20 protein-coding genes are annotated in these 14,934 nt (G+C 58.9%); 9 read left to right on the top strand and 11 right to left on the bottom strand.

Translation table 11 applies throughout. From position 1 onward, the window contains the following. Nucleotides 1-92 precede the first annotated feature (92 nt). A complete protein-coding gene (gene sodC / locus FHU12_RS10080) occupies nucleotides 93-614 on the top strand; it encodes a superoxide dismutase family protein (protein ID WP_141969094.1) in 522 nt (173 codons plus the stop codon). On the opposite strand, the gene FHU12_RS10075 is transcribed toward sodC, so the two are convergent. The 3 genes from FHU12_RS10075 to FHU12_RS10065 are packed head-to-tail and all read right to left on the bottom strand — an operon-like array spanning nucleotide 615 to nucleotide 3,752. Then, nucleotides 615-2,645, bottom strand: coding sequence for an FUSC family protein (locus tag FHU12_RS10075; RefSeq protein ID WP_141969093.1), 2,031 nt, complete (start codon nucleotides 2,643-2,645; stop codon nucleotides 615-617). It abuts the gene before it with no gap. A 3-nt stretch (nucleotides 2,646-2,648) separates the two neighbouring features. Then, on the bottom strand, nucleotides 2,649-3,512 hold the full coding sequence (locus FHU12_RS10070) for an efflux RND transporter periplasmic adaptor subunit (RefSeq protein ID WP_004931305.1): 864 nt from the start codon (nucleotides 3,510-3,512) through the stop codon (nucleotides 2,649-2,651). A 3-nt stretch (nucleotides 3,513-3,515) separates the two neighbouring features. Beyond that, the gene (locus FHU12_RS10065) at nucleotides 3,516-3,752 is read right to left on the bottom strand and encodes a DUF1656 domain-containing protein (protein ID WP_025159708.1); all 237 of its coding nucleotides are present in this window, start codon (nucleotides 3,750-3,752) and stop codon (nucleotides 3,516-3,518) included. Between the two features lie 180 nt (nucleotides 3,753-3,932). Between FHU12_RS10065 and slyA the strand changes: the two genes are divergently transcribed. After that, the gene (gene slyA / locus FHU12_RS10060) at nucleotides 3,933-4,364 is read left to right on the top strand and encodes a transcriptional regulator SlyA (protein ID WP_141969091.1); all 432 of its coding nucleotides are present in this window, start codon (nucleotides 3,933-3,935) and stop codon (nucleotides 4,362-4,364) included. 93 nt (nucleotides 4,365-4,457) lie between these two features. Here the strand turns inward: slyA and FHU12_RS10055 are convergent, their stop codons facing one another. Next, entirely contained in the window at nucleotides 4,458-4,922 is a 465-nt protein-coding gene (locus tag FHU12_RS10055) for an outer membrane lipoprotein (protein ID WP_025159710.1), read from the bottom strand. 362 nt (nucleotides 4,923-5,284) lie between these two features. On the opposite strand from FHU12_RS10055, the gene anmK reads away from it, so the two are divergent. The 5 genes from anmK to pdxY all read left to right on the top strand — a co-directional run bounded on the left by anmK (nucleotide 5,285) and on the right by pdxY (nucleotide 9,853). Further along, nucleotides 5,285-6,406, top strand: a complete 1,122-nt coding sequence (anmK, locus tag FHU12_RS10050; protein WP_141969089.1) for an anhydro-N-acetylmuramic acid kinase — start codon at nucleotides 5,285-5,287, stop codon at nucleotides 6,404-6,406. Nucleotides 6,407-6,451: 45 nt separating this feature from the next. Continuing rightward, complete coding sequence (locus FHU12_RS10045; RefSeq protein ID WP_004931294.1) at nucleotides 6,452-6,754, top strand: MliC family protein; 303 nt, start codon at nucleotides 6,452-6,454, stop codon at nucleotides 6,752-6,754. An 88-nt stretch (nucleotides 6,755-6,842) separates the two neighbouring features. Further along, nucleotides 6,843-7,496 carry a pyridoxamine 5'-phosphate oxidase gene (gene pdxH, locus FHU12_RS10040; RefSeq protein WP_141969088.1) on the top strand — a complete coding sequence of 218 codons (654 nt, stop codon included), beginning with the start codon at nucleotides 6,843-6,845 and terminating at the stop codon, nucleotides 7,494-7,496. A 138-nt stretch (nucleotides 7,497-7,634) separates the two neighbouring features. Then, a complete protein-coding gene (gene tyrS, locus FHU12_RS10035) occupies nucleotides 7,635-8,909 on the top strand; it encodes a tyrosine--tRNA ligase (protein WP_025302669.1) in 1,275 nt (424 codons plus the stop codon). Between the two features lie 83 nt (nucleotides 8,910-8,992). Beyond that, nucleotides 8,993-9,853: a pyridoxal kinase PdxY gene (pdxY, locus tag FHU12_RS10030; protein WP_049273332.1), complete on the top strand. Its 861-nt coding sequence runs from the start codon at nucleotides 8,993-8,995 to the stop codon at nucleotides 9,851-9,853. A 40-nt stretch (nucleotides 9,854-9,893) separates the two neighbouring features. On the opposite strand, the gene gstA is transcribed toward pdxY, so the two are convergent. The 5 genes from gstA to FHU12_RS10010 form a co-directional block, all read right to left on the bottom strand. Next, nucleotides 9,894-10,499, bottom strand: a complete 606-nt coding sequence (gstA, locus tag FHU12_RS10025) for a glutathione transferase GstA (protein WP_016927904.1) — start codon at nucleotides 10,497-10,499, stop codon at nucleotides 9,894-9,896. A 92-nt stretch (nucleotides 10,500-10,591) separates the two neighbouring features. After that, nucleotides 10,592-11,476, bottom strand: a complete 885-nt coding sequence (gene dapA / locus FHU12_RS10020) for a 4-hydroxy-tetrahydrodipicolinate synthase (protein ID WP_141969086.1) — start codon at nucleotides 11,474-11,476, stop codon at nucleotides 10,592-10,594. A gap of 105 nt (nucleotides 11,477-11,581) precedes the next feature. Continuing rightward, nucleotides 11,582-11,725: a hypothetical protein gene (locus FHU12_RS27115; protein ID WP_185742296.1), complete on the bottom strand. Its 144-nt coding sequence runs from the start codon at nucleotides 11,723-11,725 to the stop codon at nucleotides 11,582-11,584. Nucleotides 11,726-11,837: 112 nt separating this feature from the next. Continuing rightward, nucleotides 11,838-12,101 carry a YjbD family protein gene (locus tag FHU12_RS10015; RefSeq protein ID WP_004938373.1) on the bottom strand — a complete coding sequence of 88 codons (264 nt, stop codon included), beginning with the start codon at nucleotides 12,099-12,101 and terminating at the stop codon, nucleotides 11,838-11,840. 95 nt (nucleotides 12,102-12,196) lie between these two features. Then, nucleotides 12,197-12,892 carry an HD domain-containing protein gene (locus FHU12_RS10010; RefSeq protein ID WP_197833859.1) on the bottom strand — a complete coding sequence of 232 codons (696 nt, stop codon included), beginning with the start codon at nucleotides 12,890-12,892 and terminating at the stop codon, nucleotides 12,197-12,199. A gap of 201 nt (nucleotides 12,893-13,093) precedes the next feature. On the opposite strand from FHU12_RS10010, the gene FHU12_RS10005 reads away from it, so the two are divergent. Continuing rightward, a complete protein-coding gene (locus FHU12_RS10005; protein WP_004938379.1) occupies nucleotides 13,094-13,486 on the top strand; it encodes a nuclear transport factor 2 family protein in 393 nt (130 codons plus the stop codon). On the opposite strand, the gene FHU12_RS10000 is transcribed toward FHU12_RS10005, so the two are convergent. After that, a complete protein-coding gene (locus FHU12_RS10000; protein WP_107226861.1) occupies nucleotides 13,483-13,752 on the bottom strand; it encodes a hypothetical protein in 270 nt (89 codons plus the stop codon). The two genes, FHU12_RS10005 and FHU12_RS10000, sit on opposite strands and share 4 nt — an antisense overlap. 276 nt (nucleotides 13,753-14,028) lie before the next feature. Here FHU12_RS10000 and FHU12_RS09995 point away from each other — a divergent pair, with 276 nt between their 5' ends. Then, complete coding sequence (locus tag FHU12_RS09995; protein ID WP_127146137.1) at nucleotides 14,029-14,409, top strand: nuclear transport factor 2 family protein; 381 nt, start codon at nucleotides 14,029-14,031, stop codon at nucleotides 14,407-14,409. Between the two features lie 7 nt (nucleotides 14,410-14,416). Here FHU12_RS09995 and FHU12_RS09990 read toward each other — a convergent pair whose 3' ends face one another. Continuing rightward, nucleotides 14,417-14,797, bottom strand: a complete 381-nt coding sequence (locus FHU12_RS09990) for a RidA family protein (RefSeq protein WP_038874872.1) — start codon at nucleotides 14,795-14,797, stop codon at nucleotides 14,417-14,419. Nucleotides 14,798-14,934: the final 137 nt, after the last annotated feature.

The following is a 14,934-nucleotide window of genomic DNA, read 5'->3' as shown; positions in this document are numbered from 1 at the left end:
AATCAAATTGGCGAGATTGTGCGTTGGTTAACAGTGCCGGCGCTGGCTCTCCTATACTGATAGCTCTGCATAGACATTAAGGAGACTGATTGATGAAACGTTATTGGTATGCGGCGCTGGGCCTGATGGCCTGTGGAGCCGCGCAGGCAGCGACGGTCGACGTGGAGATGAACTTGGTGACCGGGCAGGGCATCGGTCAGGATATCGGTAAAGTGGTCATCAGCGAAACGCCGTACGGCTTGCTGTTCACGCCAAGCCTGAAAGCGTTGCCTGCCGGGGTGCACGGTTTCCACGTGCATGAGAAAGGCAGCTGCGAGCCGGGTATGAAGGACGGCAAGGCGGTGGCGGCGCTGGCGGCCGGTGGGCATTTTGACCCGCAAAAGACCGGGAAACACCTCGGGCCGTACGCCGACGGGCACCTGGGCGATTTGCCGGCCATCTATGTGACCGCCGACGGCATGGCTAACTACCCGGTGCTGGCGCCGCGGCTGAAAAAAATCAGCGAAATAGAGGGCAAGGCGCTGATGGTGCACGCTGGCGGCGATAACAACTCGGATCATCCACTGCCGCTCGGCGGTGGCGGCGAGCGCTTTGCCTGCGGCGTGATCAAGTGATCAGCCGCCGCTGACGACCGGCGTTGCGGCAGGCTGGCCCATCGCCTGTTGCAACTGTTGCAGCGAGCAGTAAAGCCGCCAAATCAGCCCGGCCAAATCGCGCGCCGCCTGTTCCGGGTGGTGCGCCAGCGCGTTGCTCATGCGCTGCAGCTCTTGCAGCGTGGCGTCCAGCGAACTGTGCTGCACGCCTTTCTCCGTCATGATGCCGCGCAGGCAGTGGATACAGACGTTGCGCACCGCCGACAGCGGATCGGAACGGGTCTGCCAGTCGCGCAGCTGCCAGACGATATGGCTGCAGTTGAGCAGTACCACGCCCCAGCGCAGCAGCCAGGTGCGGGCCTCCTGATCCTGACTCTGATTAAGCTGGCTGATGCGATGGTAGATCAGCGATTCGAACTGGCTTTCGCTCTGCTGCGGTTTTTTGCTCAACTGATCGATAAAATCGCGCCGCAGCGCGCGGATAATGCGGCGGCTTTTGCGTTTGTCCGAGCTGGGGCGCAGGATCTGAAACGCCAGCCCGGCCAGCAGCACGCCGACGATTTTACCGATGTTGTCATTGATGAAGGACTGGTAGTCATAGCTCGGCGGGTTACTGACGGTCAGGAACGAGCCCATAAAGACGATCAGCTGCCCCCAGAGCGCGGCATAAGGCGGGTTCTGCAGCTTGAGCATCTGCATGGTCACCAGGATCGGGAACAGGAAGGCGCAGAACACCCAGAAGTCGTCAATCTGGATCATCAAGCCGAATTTCACCACAAAGCAGGCAACCGAGAGCAGCAGCACCGCCTTGAGCAAGGTGCTGACGCTGTTGATCGGCGAAGGCGTGGAAGAGTAGAGCACACAGCTGATGGCGGTGAGCGTCAGCGCCGCGCTGCCGGCGTCCCACTGCGTGTTGATCCAGTAGGCGCAGCCGATCACGATGCATAAAGAGGTGCGCAGGCCGTTATAGGCGGCTTCGTAGCTGTCGGTATGGCGCGCCAGCGAGGTGACGCGCGGCGGCTGGAGATCGCTGACCGCCGTGGCGCTTTCCAGGCGCAGCAGCCAGCGGTTACAGCGCAGGTAAAGCCAGCAGAAATCACGCAGACGCAGCCAGAAAGCGCGATGGCGGTAGTCCGCCGCATCTTGCGGGGCGATCTGCTGAAGCAGGCGCGCCAAACGGTACTTGTCGGTGGCGGGATCGCGCAGCTCGTCCAGCAGTTGCGTCAGCACCGGCATCAGATTGGCGGGACGATCCGGCCAGTTCAACAGCATGCGGCGCAGGCTGGAAATGACGCTGGTAATACGCAGCTGCTGGTGCAGCAAATAGTTGAGCAGATTATTTTGCCGACGCAGGCGGTAGTGGCTCCAAAACGCCTGAATGCGCAGCAGGTTCATGGTCAGGATTTGGCCGATGACGCCTTCGTGTGAGGTGCGCATCTGCGCGGTGACCTCCGGCTGCCACAGCATAGCGGCGTGTTCCAGCAGACGTAGCTGCATGCGCCGCAGTGAGGTCAGCAAGGCTTCGCCGTCGGAGGTGCTGGGCAGGATCATCATCATCAGTCCGCCGCACAGAATGCCGGTGATCACTTCGCAAACCCGCGCCTGCGCGATATCGAAAATCTGCTGGGTATCGGTGACGTTAACCGTACCGAAGGCGATAATGGCGGCGGTATAGCCCGCCAGCGCGAACGCGTAAGAGACGTTGTTTTGGTAATGGTTGGAGATATAGGTACATAGCCCGATCCAGGCGGCGATGAACAGCGTAAACAGCCAGGGGTCGTTCAGGCAGTGGCCGGCGATCGCCACCGAGGCGGCGGCGCCCACCAGGCTGCCGAAGATGCGGCCGATGCTTTTGCTGATCACGCCACCGATGGTCGGGAAGCTCACCACCGCGGCGGAGGTGAGCGCCCAATAGGGTTCATCGAGTTCGAGCACGAACGCGACCCACAGCGCCAGACACATCGCCAGCGAATTGCGCAGCGCATAGCGCCATTGGCCGCCGGTCGCCTTACCCCAGGGGGTGCGGCTCCACTCCAGAAAAGGCAGGTTCACACTTTAGTTCCGCTGATGAATCGAAATGGTGCAGGTGGTACCGGCGACCAGCGTCAAATCGGCGGGCACGTTGAGCAATTTTATCCGTACCGGCACGCGCTGAGCCAAACGCACCCAGGGAACATTAGGTTTAACGTCCATTAATAGATCGTTGCTGCTGTCGACGCTCTGATCGTAAATGGCGCGGCCGATACTCTCTACTTCCCCCTGCAGCGGCGTGTTGCCGTTATATAAAACGATGTCGGCTTTATTGCCTTCTTTTATATGTTTCAGCTTGGTTTCTTCGAAATAACCGAGCACATAAAACGAATGCACATCCACCAACGCCACCAGTGGCGTGCCGGCGTTGGCGTAGTTGCCGACCCGCGCCTGCAGGTTGGTGATATAGCCGTCGGTTGGCGCGTAAATTTTGGTTTTGCTCAAATTCCATTTGGCCTGTTCCAGGTTGGCCAGGGCGGCTTTATAGGCGGCCTTCATTGCCTGCGCGGCTAAATTGGACTCGTCCAAATCTTCAGCGGAAATAACGTTGCGCGGTAAACCGCGGCGGCGGGCGGCCTCGTGATCCGCCTTGGCCAAATCGGATTGCGCTTTTGCCACCGCGGCCTCGGCATTGTCCAGCGCGATCTGATAGGGCACCGGGTCGAGGGTAAAAATCAGACTTCCCGCAGGTACGAATTGATTGTCATTCGCGCTTATTTTCTCTAATCTTCCAGAGACTTCAGGGGTGATATTGACGAGTTCTGCGCGCACTTTTCCGTCACGGGTCCATGGGGATTGCATATAATAATTCCATAGCCACCAACCGGCGCAGACGGCAATGGCGCAGACGATCACCGTAGAGAAGTATTTTAATGTTTTATGCTGCATGGGTTACCAACTCGCTAAAATCCATAAGGAACCGCTGACGGTCAGAACGAAAATGGACAGGTCCATCAACATGGGATGCCAGATTTCACCGGAATACATCCAGTCTCTCAGCAGCTGATGAATCAGTAGCCATAAGACCAGTCCTAGCAAAAAAGCTTTAAATATAGGTGGAAAATAAAGCGATGCCCCCAGGACCAAATCGGGTAAGGGCGATGAGGCGTGTAACCATGATGTATTCACATTAACAATCCCTAAGGGTGAATATGTTGAATATTTGCATAACGATTAAACAATAGCAGTCAAAAACAGTGGCTATTTCCACAATATACATTATATACATTTGTGTTTTTAATGTGAGTTACCCAAAATAGTCTAAACTCTGGGAGGTAATGTTAGCATGCTAATTATAAGGAGGGGTAAGTGGAGTCAACATTAGGTTCAGATTTAGCACGATTAGTTCGTGTTTGGCGCGCGCTCATCGATCATCGGCTCAAGCCGTTGGAGCTGACCCAAACGCATTGGGTCACCCTGCACAATATCAATCGTTTGCCGCCGGAGCAGTCGCAAATCCAGCTGGCCAAGGCGATCGGTATCGAGCAACCGTCACTGGTTCGTACTCTGGACCAATTGGAGGAGAAAGGGCTGATCACACGTCACACCTGTGCCAACGATCGCCGCGCGAAGCGCATCAAGCTGACCGAAGCGGCCGATCCGATCATCAGGGAAGTCGACAGCGTGATCACGTCTACACGCAGTGAGATTTTAAGCGGCATTACCGTCGACGAAGTGCATCTGTTGGTAGGGCTGATTGGCAAGTTAGAACAAAATATCACCGAACTGCAGAACAAATAATAATATTCTTATTTTTCTACGATTACAGTTTCACAGCATCAGAAATAAAACCGGAGGCGTTTGCCTCCGGTTTACCGTGTGTCGCTGACTGACTTACAGCGGAGAGACGGTGATGGTGTCGCCCATGCGCGCCATGCGCACGCGTTGGCCTGGGCTGAACTTGGTGTCGCCCGCTTTCTGTACCACCACGATATTCTCTTTCTGGTCGGTTTTGATTTCCAACTCATAGCCTGAGGTACGGCCGGCCACTTCACCGATGCTGTTGCCCGCCGCGCCGCCGGCGATAGCGCCTGCCGCGGTAGCCAGGGTACGGCCGGTGCCGCCGCCGACGGTGTTACCCAACAGGCCGCCAATCACTGCGCCGCCGATCATCCCCAAGGCGTTGGAGCCTTCGCCGCCCTGAATTTTAACCGGACGCACGGAAACCAGCGTCCCGTAGGTGACGTTCTGCACCTGCTTGGCCTGCGAGGACGAGTAGACATCGCCGGACATGGATTCATTGGCACAGCCGGCCAGCGTAACGGCGGCGACGGCAACGACGAGAAGACGCTTGATCATACAAAACTCCTGATGGTAGTAGTCCATAACCTGGTAATGCTCTCCAGGCAAGATTCAGTGAAAATGATAGACAAAGTATGGCTGAAAGTTGACACACCGCCATGCTCCATCGCTGCACGCAGCTTAACTTTTCTCTGTTCAACCAATAATAAACCGCGGTTTACCTTTATGACAGCCTTGGCGACATTCCGTTGCCTGTTATGGCACGGTTTAACACATAACATGTGCCACAGCGGCACCGGGCGGCGATGTCTGGCTCACGGCCTGTAAAAAAAGCATCATAATTCATGGCGTTAATCCGGCAATTCTGGTTTATTTGTCAGGATAAAATTTGCTTACCGCGCGGGTTAGAGGATGTTGCTATGAAGTCAGGCCGCTATATAGGCGTCATGTCCGGCACCAGTCTGGACGGAATCGATGTGGTATTGGCCGCGATCGACGATCGCATGGTGGCGCAGCAGGCCAGCTATAGCCATCCGATGCCGATGGCGCTGAAAAAAGAAATCCTGGGCATGTGCCAGGGGCAGCAGACTACGTTGGCGGCTGTCGGCCGGCTGGACGCCCAACTGGGCAGGCTGTTCGGCGAGGCGGTGCTTGGCTTGCTGAAGCAAACCGGCATCGACGCCGAGCAGATCACCGCCATCGGTTGCCACGGCCAGACGGTGTGGCATGAACCGGAAGGCGACGCGCGTTTCTCTATGCAGCTCGGCGATAACAACCGCATCGCCGCGCTGACCAATATCACCACCGTCGGCGATTTCCGCCGGCGCGACATGGCTTACGGCGGGCAGGGCGCGCCGCTGGTGCCGGCGTTTCATCAGGCGCTGCTGGGGCATCCTGTCGAGCGGCGCATGGTGCTGAACGTCGGCGGCATTGCCAACCTTTCTCTGCTGTTGCCCGGTGCACCGGTGCGCGGTTTCGATACCGGGCCTGGCAACATGTTGATGGACGCCTGGGTGTGGCGCCACCGCGCGCAACCTTACGATCAGGACGGCGGCTGGGCCATGCAGGGGCGGGTATGTTTACCGCTGCTGCAGCAGATGCTGGCGGATCCTTACTTCGCGCTGCCGGCGCCGAAAAGCACCGGCCGCGAGTATTTCAATATCGCCTGGCTGGAGCGGCAGCTGGTCGGATTGCCGGCGATTGCGCCGGTCGACGTGCAGGCCACGCTCACGGAGTTGACCGCCGTCAGCATCAGCGAACAGGTGTTGCTGGCCGGCGGGTGCGAGCGTCTGCTGGTGTGCGGCGGCGGGGCGCGCAACACGCTGCTGATGGCGCGTCTGTCTGCGCTGCTGCCGGGGACGGAAGTTGGACTGACCGACGATTTCGGCGTCAGCGGCGACGATATGGAGGCCTTGGCCTTTGCCTGGCTGGCGTTTCGCACGCTGTCCGGCCAGGCCGGCAATTTGCCTTCGGTCACCGGCGCCAGCCGTGAAACGGTGTTGGGTGGGATTTATCCGGTTTTGCCATTGGGGGGCCGTTAGCTCTGTTAGGATAGCCTGTGAAGGATTTTTCTAAGGAGCAACAGCATGAAAAAAGTCATTTTCGTCGCCGGCGCGCTGGCGCTGTCCGGCTGCAGCTACATCCTGCCGCAAAGCAGCCAGACGATGCACTACCAGTGCGGCACTACGCCGCTGACGGTGGCGCTCGACGGCAAGGCGAGCGAAGTCAGCCTGCTGATGGATGGCGAGCAGCTGCATCTTAAGCAGGTGCTGGCGCTGACCGGTGCCAAATACAGCGACGGCAAATACACTTTTTGGTCGAAAGACCGCAACGCCTATCTTGAGCGCAACGGCAAGGTAGTCATGAGCGACTGCGTGTTGACGGAGTGAAGGTCGGCGGCGGCGTCGGAGCGATTGAGTTCCTGACGCCGCAGGCGCAGAATGTAACGACGGATTTTTCAGTTGGTCGATAACCCAGATGATTGAAAAGAATGAGTTTGATGTTGCGGACCTGCGCCGTGAATACACCCGAGGCGGCCTGCGCCGCAACGATCTGACCGCCAGCCCGCTCGAACTGTTCGAGCGTTGGTTGAAACAGGCCTGCGACGCGCGCCTGGCCGATCCCACCGCTATGTGCGTCGCGACCGTCGATGAACACGGCCAGCCTTATCAACGCATCGTGCTGCTGAAGCATTTCGATGAGCAGGGGTTGGTGTTCTACACCAACCTCGGCAGCCGTAAGGCGCAGCAATTGGCGCGCAATCCGCATATCAGCCTGCTGTTCCCCTGGCACATGCTCGACCGCCAGGTGATTTTCCTCGGGCAGGTGGAGCGCCTGTCGACCCTCGACGTGCTGAAGTATTTCAACAGTCGGCCGAAGGACAGCCAGATCGGTGCCTGGGTGTCGCAGCAGTCGTCGCGCATTTCCGCGCGCGGCGTGCTGGAAAGCAAATTCCTCGAGCTGAAACAGAAGTTCCAGCAGGGCGAGGTGCCGTTGCCGAGTTTCTGGGGCGGATTCCGCGTGAAATTCGACTCCGTCGAGTTCTGGCAGGGCGGCGCCCATCGCCTGCATGACCGTTTCCTGTATCAGCGGGACGGGAATGACTGGAAAATTGACCGACTGGCACCCTGAAGACGGAAAATCCCCTCTAAGCGCTGGTGCTGACGTCGCCGGCGCTTTATTCTATGCGCTACCCTGAATTTTTATTTCGCCACTGGGCGAAAGGCCGTGTACCGGCAAAGGTGCATTCGTTTATACATGGAGTCATTGATGGCAAGCAGCAACTTGATTAAACAACTGCAAGAGCGGGGCCTCGTTGCCCAGGTTACGGATGAGGAAGCGTTAGCGGAGCGACTGGCGCAAGGGCCAATTGCACTGTATTGCGGTTTCGATCCGACCGCTGACAGCTTGCATTTGGGCCATCTGGTTCCTCTGTTGTGCTTGAAGCGCTTCCAGCTGGCCGGCCACAAGCCGGTAGCGCTGGTGGGCGGCGCCACTGGCCTCATCGGCGATCCGAGCTTCAAAGCGGCGGAGCGCAAGCTGAACACTACCGATACGGTGAACGAGTGGGTCGAGAAGATCCGCAAGCAGGTTTCTCCGTTCCTCGATTTCGACTGCGGCAGCAACAGCGCTATCGCGGCCAACAACTACGACTGGTTCGGCGGCATGAACGTGCTGACCTTCCTGCGTGACATCGGCAAGCACTTCTCCGTCAACCAGATGATCAACAAGGAAGCGGTCAAGCAGCGCCTGAATCGCGATGACTCCGGCATCTCCTTCACCGAGTTCTCCTATAACCTGCTGCAGGGCTTCGATTTCTCCGAGCTGTACAACCGCCACCAGGTGGAGCTGCAGATCGGCGGTTCCGATCAGTGGGGCAACATCACCTCGGGTATCGATCTGACCCGTCGCCAGCACCAGAAGCAGGTGTTCGGTCTGACCGTGCCGTTGATCACCAAAGCAGACGGCACCAAGTTCGGTAAAACCGAAGGCGGCGCGGTCTGGCTGGCGCCGGAAAAAACCAGCCCGTACAAGTTCTACCAGTTCTGGATCAACACTGCCGATGCCGACGTCTATCGCTTCCTGAAGTTCTTCACCTTCATGAGCCTGGAAGACATCAACGCGCTGGAAGAAGAAGACAAGAACAGCGGCAAGGCGCCGCGCGCCCAATACGTGCTGGCGGAAGAAGTGACCGGCATGGTGCACGGTGCGGAAGGCCTGGCGGCCGCCAAGCGCATCACCCAGAGCCTGTTCTCCGGCGCGCTGCATGACATGACCGAAGCGGACTTCGCCCAACTGGCGCAGGACGGTATGCCGACCATCAAACTGGATGGCGACGCCGATCTGCAGCAGGCGTTGGTGAATGCCGAACTGGTGCCGTCACGCGGCCAGGCGCGCACCATGATCGGTTCCAACGCGGTGACCATCAACGGTGAGAAACAGTCCGATGCCGAATACCGCTTCAGCGATTCAGATCGTCTGTTCGGCCGCTACACGCTGCTGCGTCGCGGCAAGAAACACTACTGCCTGGTGGATTGGCAGTAAGCGAATAATGACGGTAAGGGGCCCTGGCGGCCCCTTTATTTTTGGGCAGCCGCCCGGCTGCCGTATTCAGAACGAGTCTGTCGATGAAAAACATTCTTTCTATCCAGTCGCACGTGGTGTTTGGTCACGCCGGCAACAGTGCGGCGGAGTTTCCAATGCGTCGCATGGGCGTCAACGTCTGGCCGCTGAACACGGTGCAGTTCTCCAACCATACGCAATACGGTCAGTGGACCGGCTGCGTCATGCCGGCCAGCCATCTGACCGAAATCGCGCAGGGCATCGCCAATATCGATCAGCTGAAGCGCTGTGATGCGGTGTTGAGTGGCTATATCGGTTCGCCGGAGCAGGGCGACCATATTCTGGAGATCGTGCGTCAGGTTAAGCAGGCGAACCCGAATGCCTGGTATTTCTGCGATCCGGTGATGGGGCATCCGGAAAAGGGCTGCATCGTGGCGCCGGGCGTGGCCGAGTTTCACTGCCGCCAGGCGCTGCCGTGCAGCGACATGATGGCGCCGAACCTGCTGGAGTTGGAGATGCTGAGCCAGATGGCCGTCGCCGACGTGGCTGATGCGGTGCAGGCCGCCCGCGTGCTGATTGCCAAAGGGCCGCGGCTGGTGCTGGTCAAGCACCTGGCCCGCGCCGGCTATCACGCCGACTGTTTCGAAATGCTGCTGGTGACGGCGGACGAGGCCTGGCACATCAGCCGGCCGCTGGTGGACTTCGGCGCGCGCCAGCCGGTCGGCGTCGGCGATTTGACCAGCGGTCTGCTGCTGGTGGATCTGCTGAAGGGCGAGGCGCTGGATAAAGCGCTGGAGCACGTGACCGCCGCCGTGTATGAGGTGATGTTGACCACGCAGGAGATGGGCGAGTACGAACTGCAGGTGGTGGCGGCGCAGGATCGGATCGTGCAGCCGCGCAGCGAGTTCAAAGCGGTCAAACTGTAAGTGGCATTCGGCCCCGGCGACAGCCGCCGGGGCCCGATGTTTACTTCAATCCTTCGGCGTTCAGCGCCGCATCTACCGCCGGGCGCGCCGCAACGCGATCGAACCAGGCCGCCAGATGGGCGTGCTTGCGCACGTCGAACTGCAGGGCAAACGCCCAACGCAGCACGGTGAACAGGTAGGCGTCGGCCACGCTGAAACGGCTTCCCAACAGGAAGTGTTGCTTCGCCAGCACCGAATCCAGATAGCTGAACTGCTGCTCCAGCTTGGCGCGCGCGATGGTTTTATATTCCTCGGGCGTCTTTGGGTTGAACAGCGGGCTGAATCCTTTGTGCAGCTCGGTGGCGATGTAGTTCAGCCATTCGATCGCGTGGTAGCGCGACAGGGTGCCCGCCGCCGGGATCAGGTTGCGGTCCGGCACCCGGTCCGCCAGGTATTGCACGATCGCCACGCCTTCGGTCAGCAGGCTGCCGTCATCCAGCAGCAGCGCCGGAACCTGTCCCTTGGGGTTGATGGCGAGGTAATCGGCGCCGCTCTCGGTTTTCTTCTGCGCCAGGTCGACCTTCTCCGCCGTAAAATCCAGCCCTGCCTCGCGCAGCACGATATGCGGGGACAGCGAACAGGCGCCGGCTTTATAGAACAGTTTCATCGGAAGCTCCTTGTTGATGACGAATGACGGGCATGCTTAACCTCTCATCGTAGTCCCATAGCGCCAAAATTACAGCGGCTTAGCTAACAAATTTAACCGATGATCGCCTCGGCGGGCTGCAGCTGCGCCAGCGTTGCGGCGATCTGCTGTTGCAGCGCCTGTGGCGCCACCTGCATCGGCGAGCGCAGCTCGTTGGCGATCAGCCCCTGCTGGGCCAGCACCGTCTTGACCGGCGCCGGATTGGGGAAGCTGAACATCTGGTGGATCATCGGCAGCAGCTCATAGAAGTTGCTGCGCGCTGCGGCCAGATCGCCGGCGGCGACTTGCTGCACCAGCTGCACGAAACGTTCCGGGTGAACATGCGCGGCGGCGGAGATAGCGCCGGTGCCGCCGAGGCACAGCGTGGTGAGGATCAGATTGTCTTCTCCGGTCATCACATCGATCTCGCCATCGGCGATCAGCGCCATGGTGGCGTCAGGGTTGCCGCCGCAGTCCTTGATGGCGGTGATGCGCGGATGGCGTGCGAGCCGGCGCAATGTGGCCAGCTCCATGGCGATGCCGGTGCGCTGCGGAATGTTGTACAGGATCACCGGCACGCTTGAGGCGTCGGCCAGCTGGGTAAAATAGTCGATCAGGCCGCATTGCGAAGGGCGGATGTAGTAAGGCGCCGGGATCAGCACGCCGGCGATGTCGCGCAGTTGAATGGCCTGCTGCATCTGCAGCGTGGCGGCCATGTTATTGCCGGACAGGCCCATTACCACCTGATGGGCGGGCGCCACGTCCAGTACGGCGTCGAGCACCGCCAGCTGTTCTTCTTTGCTCAGCGCGGCGGCTTCACCGGTGGAGCCGCAGACCACCAGGCCATCGATGCCGGCGCCGAGCAGGTGCCGCGCCAGGCGTTTGACCGCCGGCAGATCGACGGCATCGTGATTGAAAGGGGTAACCATCGCCACCCAAATACCCGAAAATGAGGCCATAAAATATTCCTTCTGTGTGACCGACAGAGAAGCCAGATGAGAAAATTGAAGGCGGAGCGTTGCGTGCCATCCAGTCAGCTCATCTGACGGGACAGCTCGCCCCGGTCAAATGAGCGTCTGTTTCTTCGATTTAACCGCCGCCAAACCGCCAATAGGCAACGCAGGCGTCATCAGAATGTCAGCGTTGCGTGGATAGGCCATGGCGGTCTCGCGAAAAGGGGAAGTGGGGTGATAATGAATATTCTTCATCAGGCTGTCAATTTACAACAGATTGATAACATTGTTATTCATGATTCGTCAGCGGGGATGAGTTTGGCTAATAAATAAAAATCCCCGCGGCGGCGGGGAGGGTTTGGCCGGCTCAGCGCGGCGGGCGGGAGCCGATGGTGGCGGACCAACTGAAAGTGTCGCCGCTCGGCCGGTAGCGGTTGGCCTTGCGTTCTGCACGCTCCGCCTTGGCGAGCTTCGCTCTGGCGGCCATGATGCGCGCCACCACTTCATCCTTGACCTTGTGCTGTTCGGCGTTGGTCAGTGGCCGCCCGTGGCTTTTGCGCGCTTTGTCCAGTTCGGTTTTCACTTCCCGCTGTTCGCTTTCCGTCATCTCTTTCAACGTCAACTTTTTCATCTGTGCCGCCCGTTCGGTGAAGTTGACTTACAGTTTAACGGCGTTATGTGACCGAAAATGTTATGGGCATAACGAAAATGCCCGGCAAACCGGCATTACACCTCTTCCAGCAGATCGTCGACAAAGCGCCGCATGCGTTCGGTGCGCCGCTCGGCCATGTGCCGCCCGGCGGCGGTCTGGAAGCCGTCTTGCAGTTTGAACAGCTTGGTTTCGAAATGGTCCAGGCTGAAACGCTTGTCGTCATATTGACGATGTTCGGCCCGCGGATCGGCGGCGTCATACAGCGCGCTGCGCATGCGGCCGCCGATATAGAAGCAGCGTGCCACGCCGATAAGACCTATGGCGTCGAGGCGATCGGCGTCCTGCAGGATTTTGGCCTCCAGCGTTTGTGGGGGGATGCCGGCGGAAAAACTGTGCGCTTCGATGGCGTGAGCCACCGCCGCGATATCCGCCGACGCCCATTCCAGCTGGGTCAGCGTCAGCGTGGCTTGCTCCGCCGCCATGCGCGAGGCCAGATGGCGCTGCGGCGAGTTTTTTTCCACCGCGACGGCGTCGTGCAGCAGCACCGCCGCGCAGAGAATGCGCCGGTCGCCGCCTTCCAGCTTGCTGATTCGGCGGCAGTTCTTCCAGACCCGGTGCAGATGTGCAACGTCATGCGAACCGTCGTCCGACTCGAGGGTGAGCGGCAGCAACGTTTGCGCCAGCGCCTGGTAGGGTGAGAAAGGTTGTAACAGCTCTTGCGTCAGCGAAGGTAAAGACACGTTCAGCTCCTGTTGGGGGAAATCGGTCAATCAGCATAGCCGCGCCGGATGCCGGGAGAATGACAGAAAAACGGCTATTGTTTACTAAAGTGCAACCCACTATTGTCATAACTGCGGTTTTTGCAGCGAAACAAGCAACCTAGAATAGCCGCATTCCGCCGTCTCCGCGTGGTGAGAGCCTGTGTCCGCGGGGATGGCCGGAATATCCTCATCAGCCATTGGAGAAGAGACATGCCAACCCCTCTTGAGATAGTGCGCGCAACCTATGAAGGCAGTTCCGAAGAAAACGGCCGTAATCTGCTGGCGGCGCTGGCCCCCGATGCCGAGTGGACCGAAGCCGCCGGTTTCCCCTACGCCGGTACCTATATCGGTCCGGAGAACATTATCAAGAACGTGCATCAGCGCCTGGGCAGCGAATGGCAAGGTTACCGCGCCGATGTCGACCACTTTTACGACGCCGGCGACAATGTGATCGCACAAGGTTTTTATCACGGCACCTACCGGGCCACCGGCAAATCCTTTAGCGCCTCTTTTGCGCATATTTATACGCTGCGCGCCGGCAAAATCGTGAAGTTCGTGCAGATTGTCGACAGCGCTAAAGTGCTGGAAGCGATGCAGCCTTAATCGCCGCCGCGCTTGCCGAATTTGCGGTCGAACTCGCGCCGGTAGCCCCGGGCCTTGTTGCGATCGCGGATCCACAGATAGCCGCACACCAGCGCAACCGCTCCCGAGAAGGTGACGTTGCGCATATCCCGGTCATACCAAAACACCAATAGCGCATCCAGCGCCGCAATCAGCGCGATCCATTTATACATATGGGATTGACGCCGCGTGGCGGCGTTGAGTCGCTTTAACTGTCTGGCTTCGTCCAACACCGGTTTTTGCTGCATAGCGTTTCGTTATCATCAGGCTGTTCACGCTAAATTAGCAGAATTTCCCCAACCGCCGCAAAGATTAACGCGCGGCGTCATGCGGTTTTCGCCGCCCCTGGCGCGGTGCAGAAAATTTGTGCGCGGGCGCTTGAATTGTCCATTGGGCGTGGTAGGTTATTTATTCGCTATTTTTGGGTTTTTATTCAAATCTCGCCGTGTCATCAAGCTGCAGCACTGGGCGGTTAACGTGATGGGTTCGATACATGCGGCGGTTAACTTCGGCAGGAGGATGTGATGAACGATAAAACGGCACGCCCGCAGGATGTGGTTCAACAACAGCTTGACGCCTATAATGCCCGCGACATCGACGCCTTCATGGCCTGCTGGGCGGACGACGCGCAGTATTACGAGCACCCCGACACGCTGCTGGCCAGCGGCAAGGCGGCGATCCGCGAACGGCATCTGGTGCGTTTCCAGGAGCCGAGCCTGTACGGCGAACGGATAAAACGCATGGCGGTGGGGAACATGGTGGTCGATCAGGAAGTGGTGACGCGCAACTTCCCGCAGGGGCGCGGCAAAATGGATGTCATCGCTATCTACGAAGTGGAACAGGGGCAGATCGCCAAAGCCTGGTTCAAGATCGGCCCCTGCGTGCTGGATGAGGGCGCGCTCTAGCCGCGCATTATTGCAACGCCATCACCGCCTCTATCTCTACGCACACCTGCGGTGAGAACAACGCGCTGACCGCCACCAACGAACAGGCCGGCAGCGCGCCATCGAAATAGTCAAACAGCACCGGGCGCACGCCCGCCAGATCGGCGATGTCGGTCAGGAACACGCTGATTTTAATCAATGCTTTGAGATTTACGCCTTCGCTGGCGGCGATGGTCGCCAGCTGTTCGAGGATCTCCTGCGTCTGTTCCGGCGCGCTCAAGCCTTGCGCGTCGGTGGCGAAGGCCGTCAGTCCCGACACATACAGGCGATCGCCGTGGCGTACCGCATGCACATAGGGGCCGCCCGGCGTAGGCAACTGCGGATAATTCGTGCGTTTTAATGATGTCATGATCAAACCCCGCGCAAGACCGGTTAATAAAATCGACAAACTTGGTTAGGATACTGAGAAAACGGCGGCCAGACGCCGCACACCGATGATATTTGAGAGTATCATCCCTCTTTATTTTATACGTCGTCTCTCACGCG

The sequence above is a fragment of the Serratia marcescens genome, from assembly GCF_006715005.1.
GTDB lineage: Bacteria > Pseudomonadota > Gammaproteobacteria > Enterobacterales > Enterobacteriaceae > Serratia > Serratia montpellierensis.
This window is presented reverse-complemented; position numbering and strand designations above follow the sequence as displayed.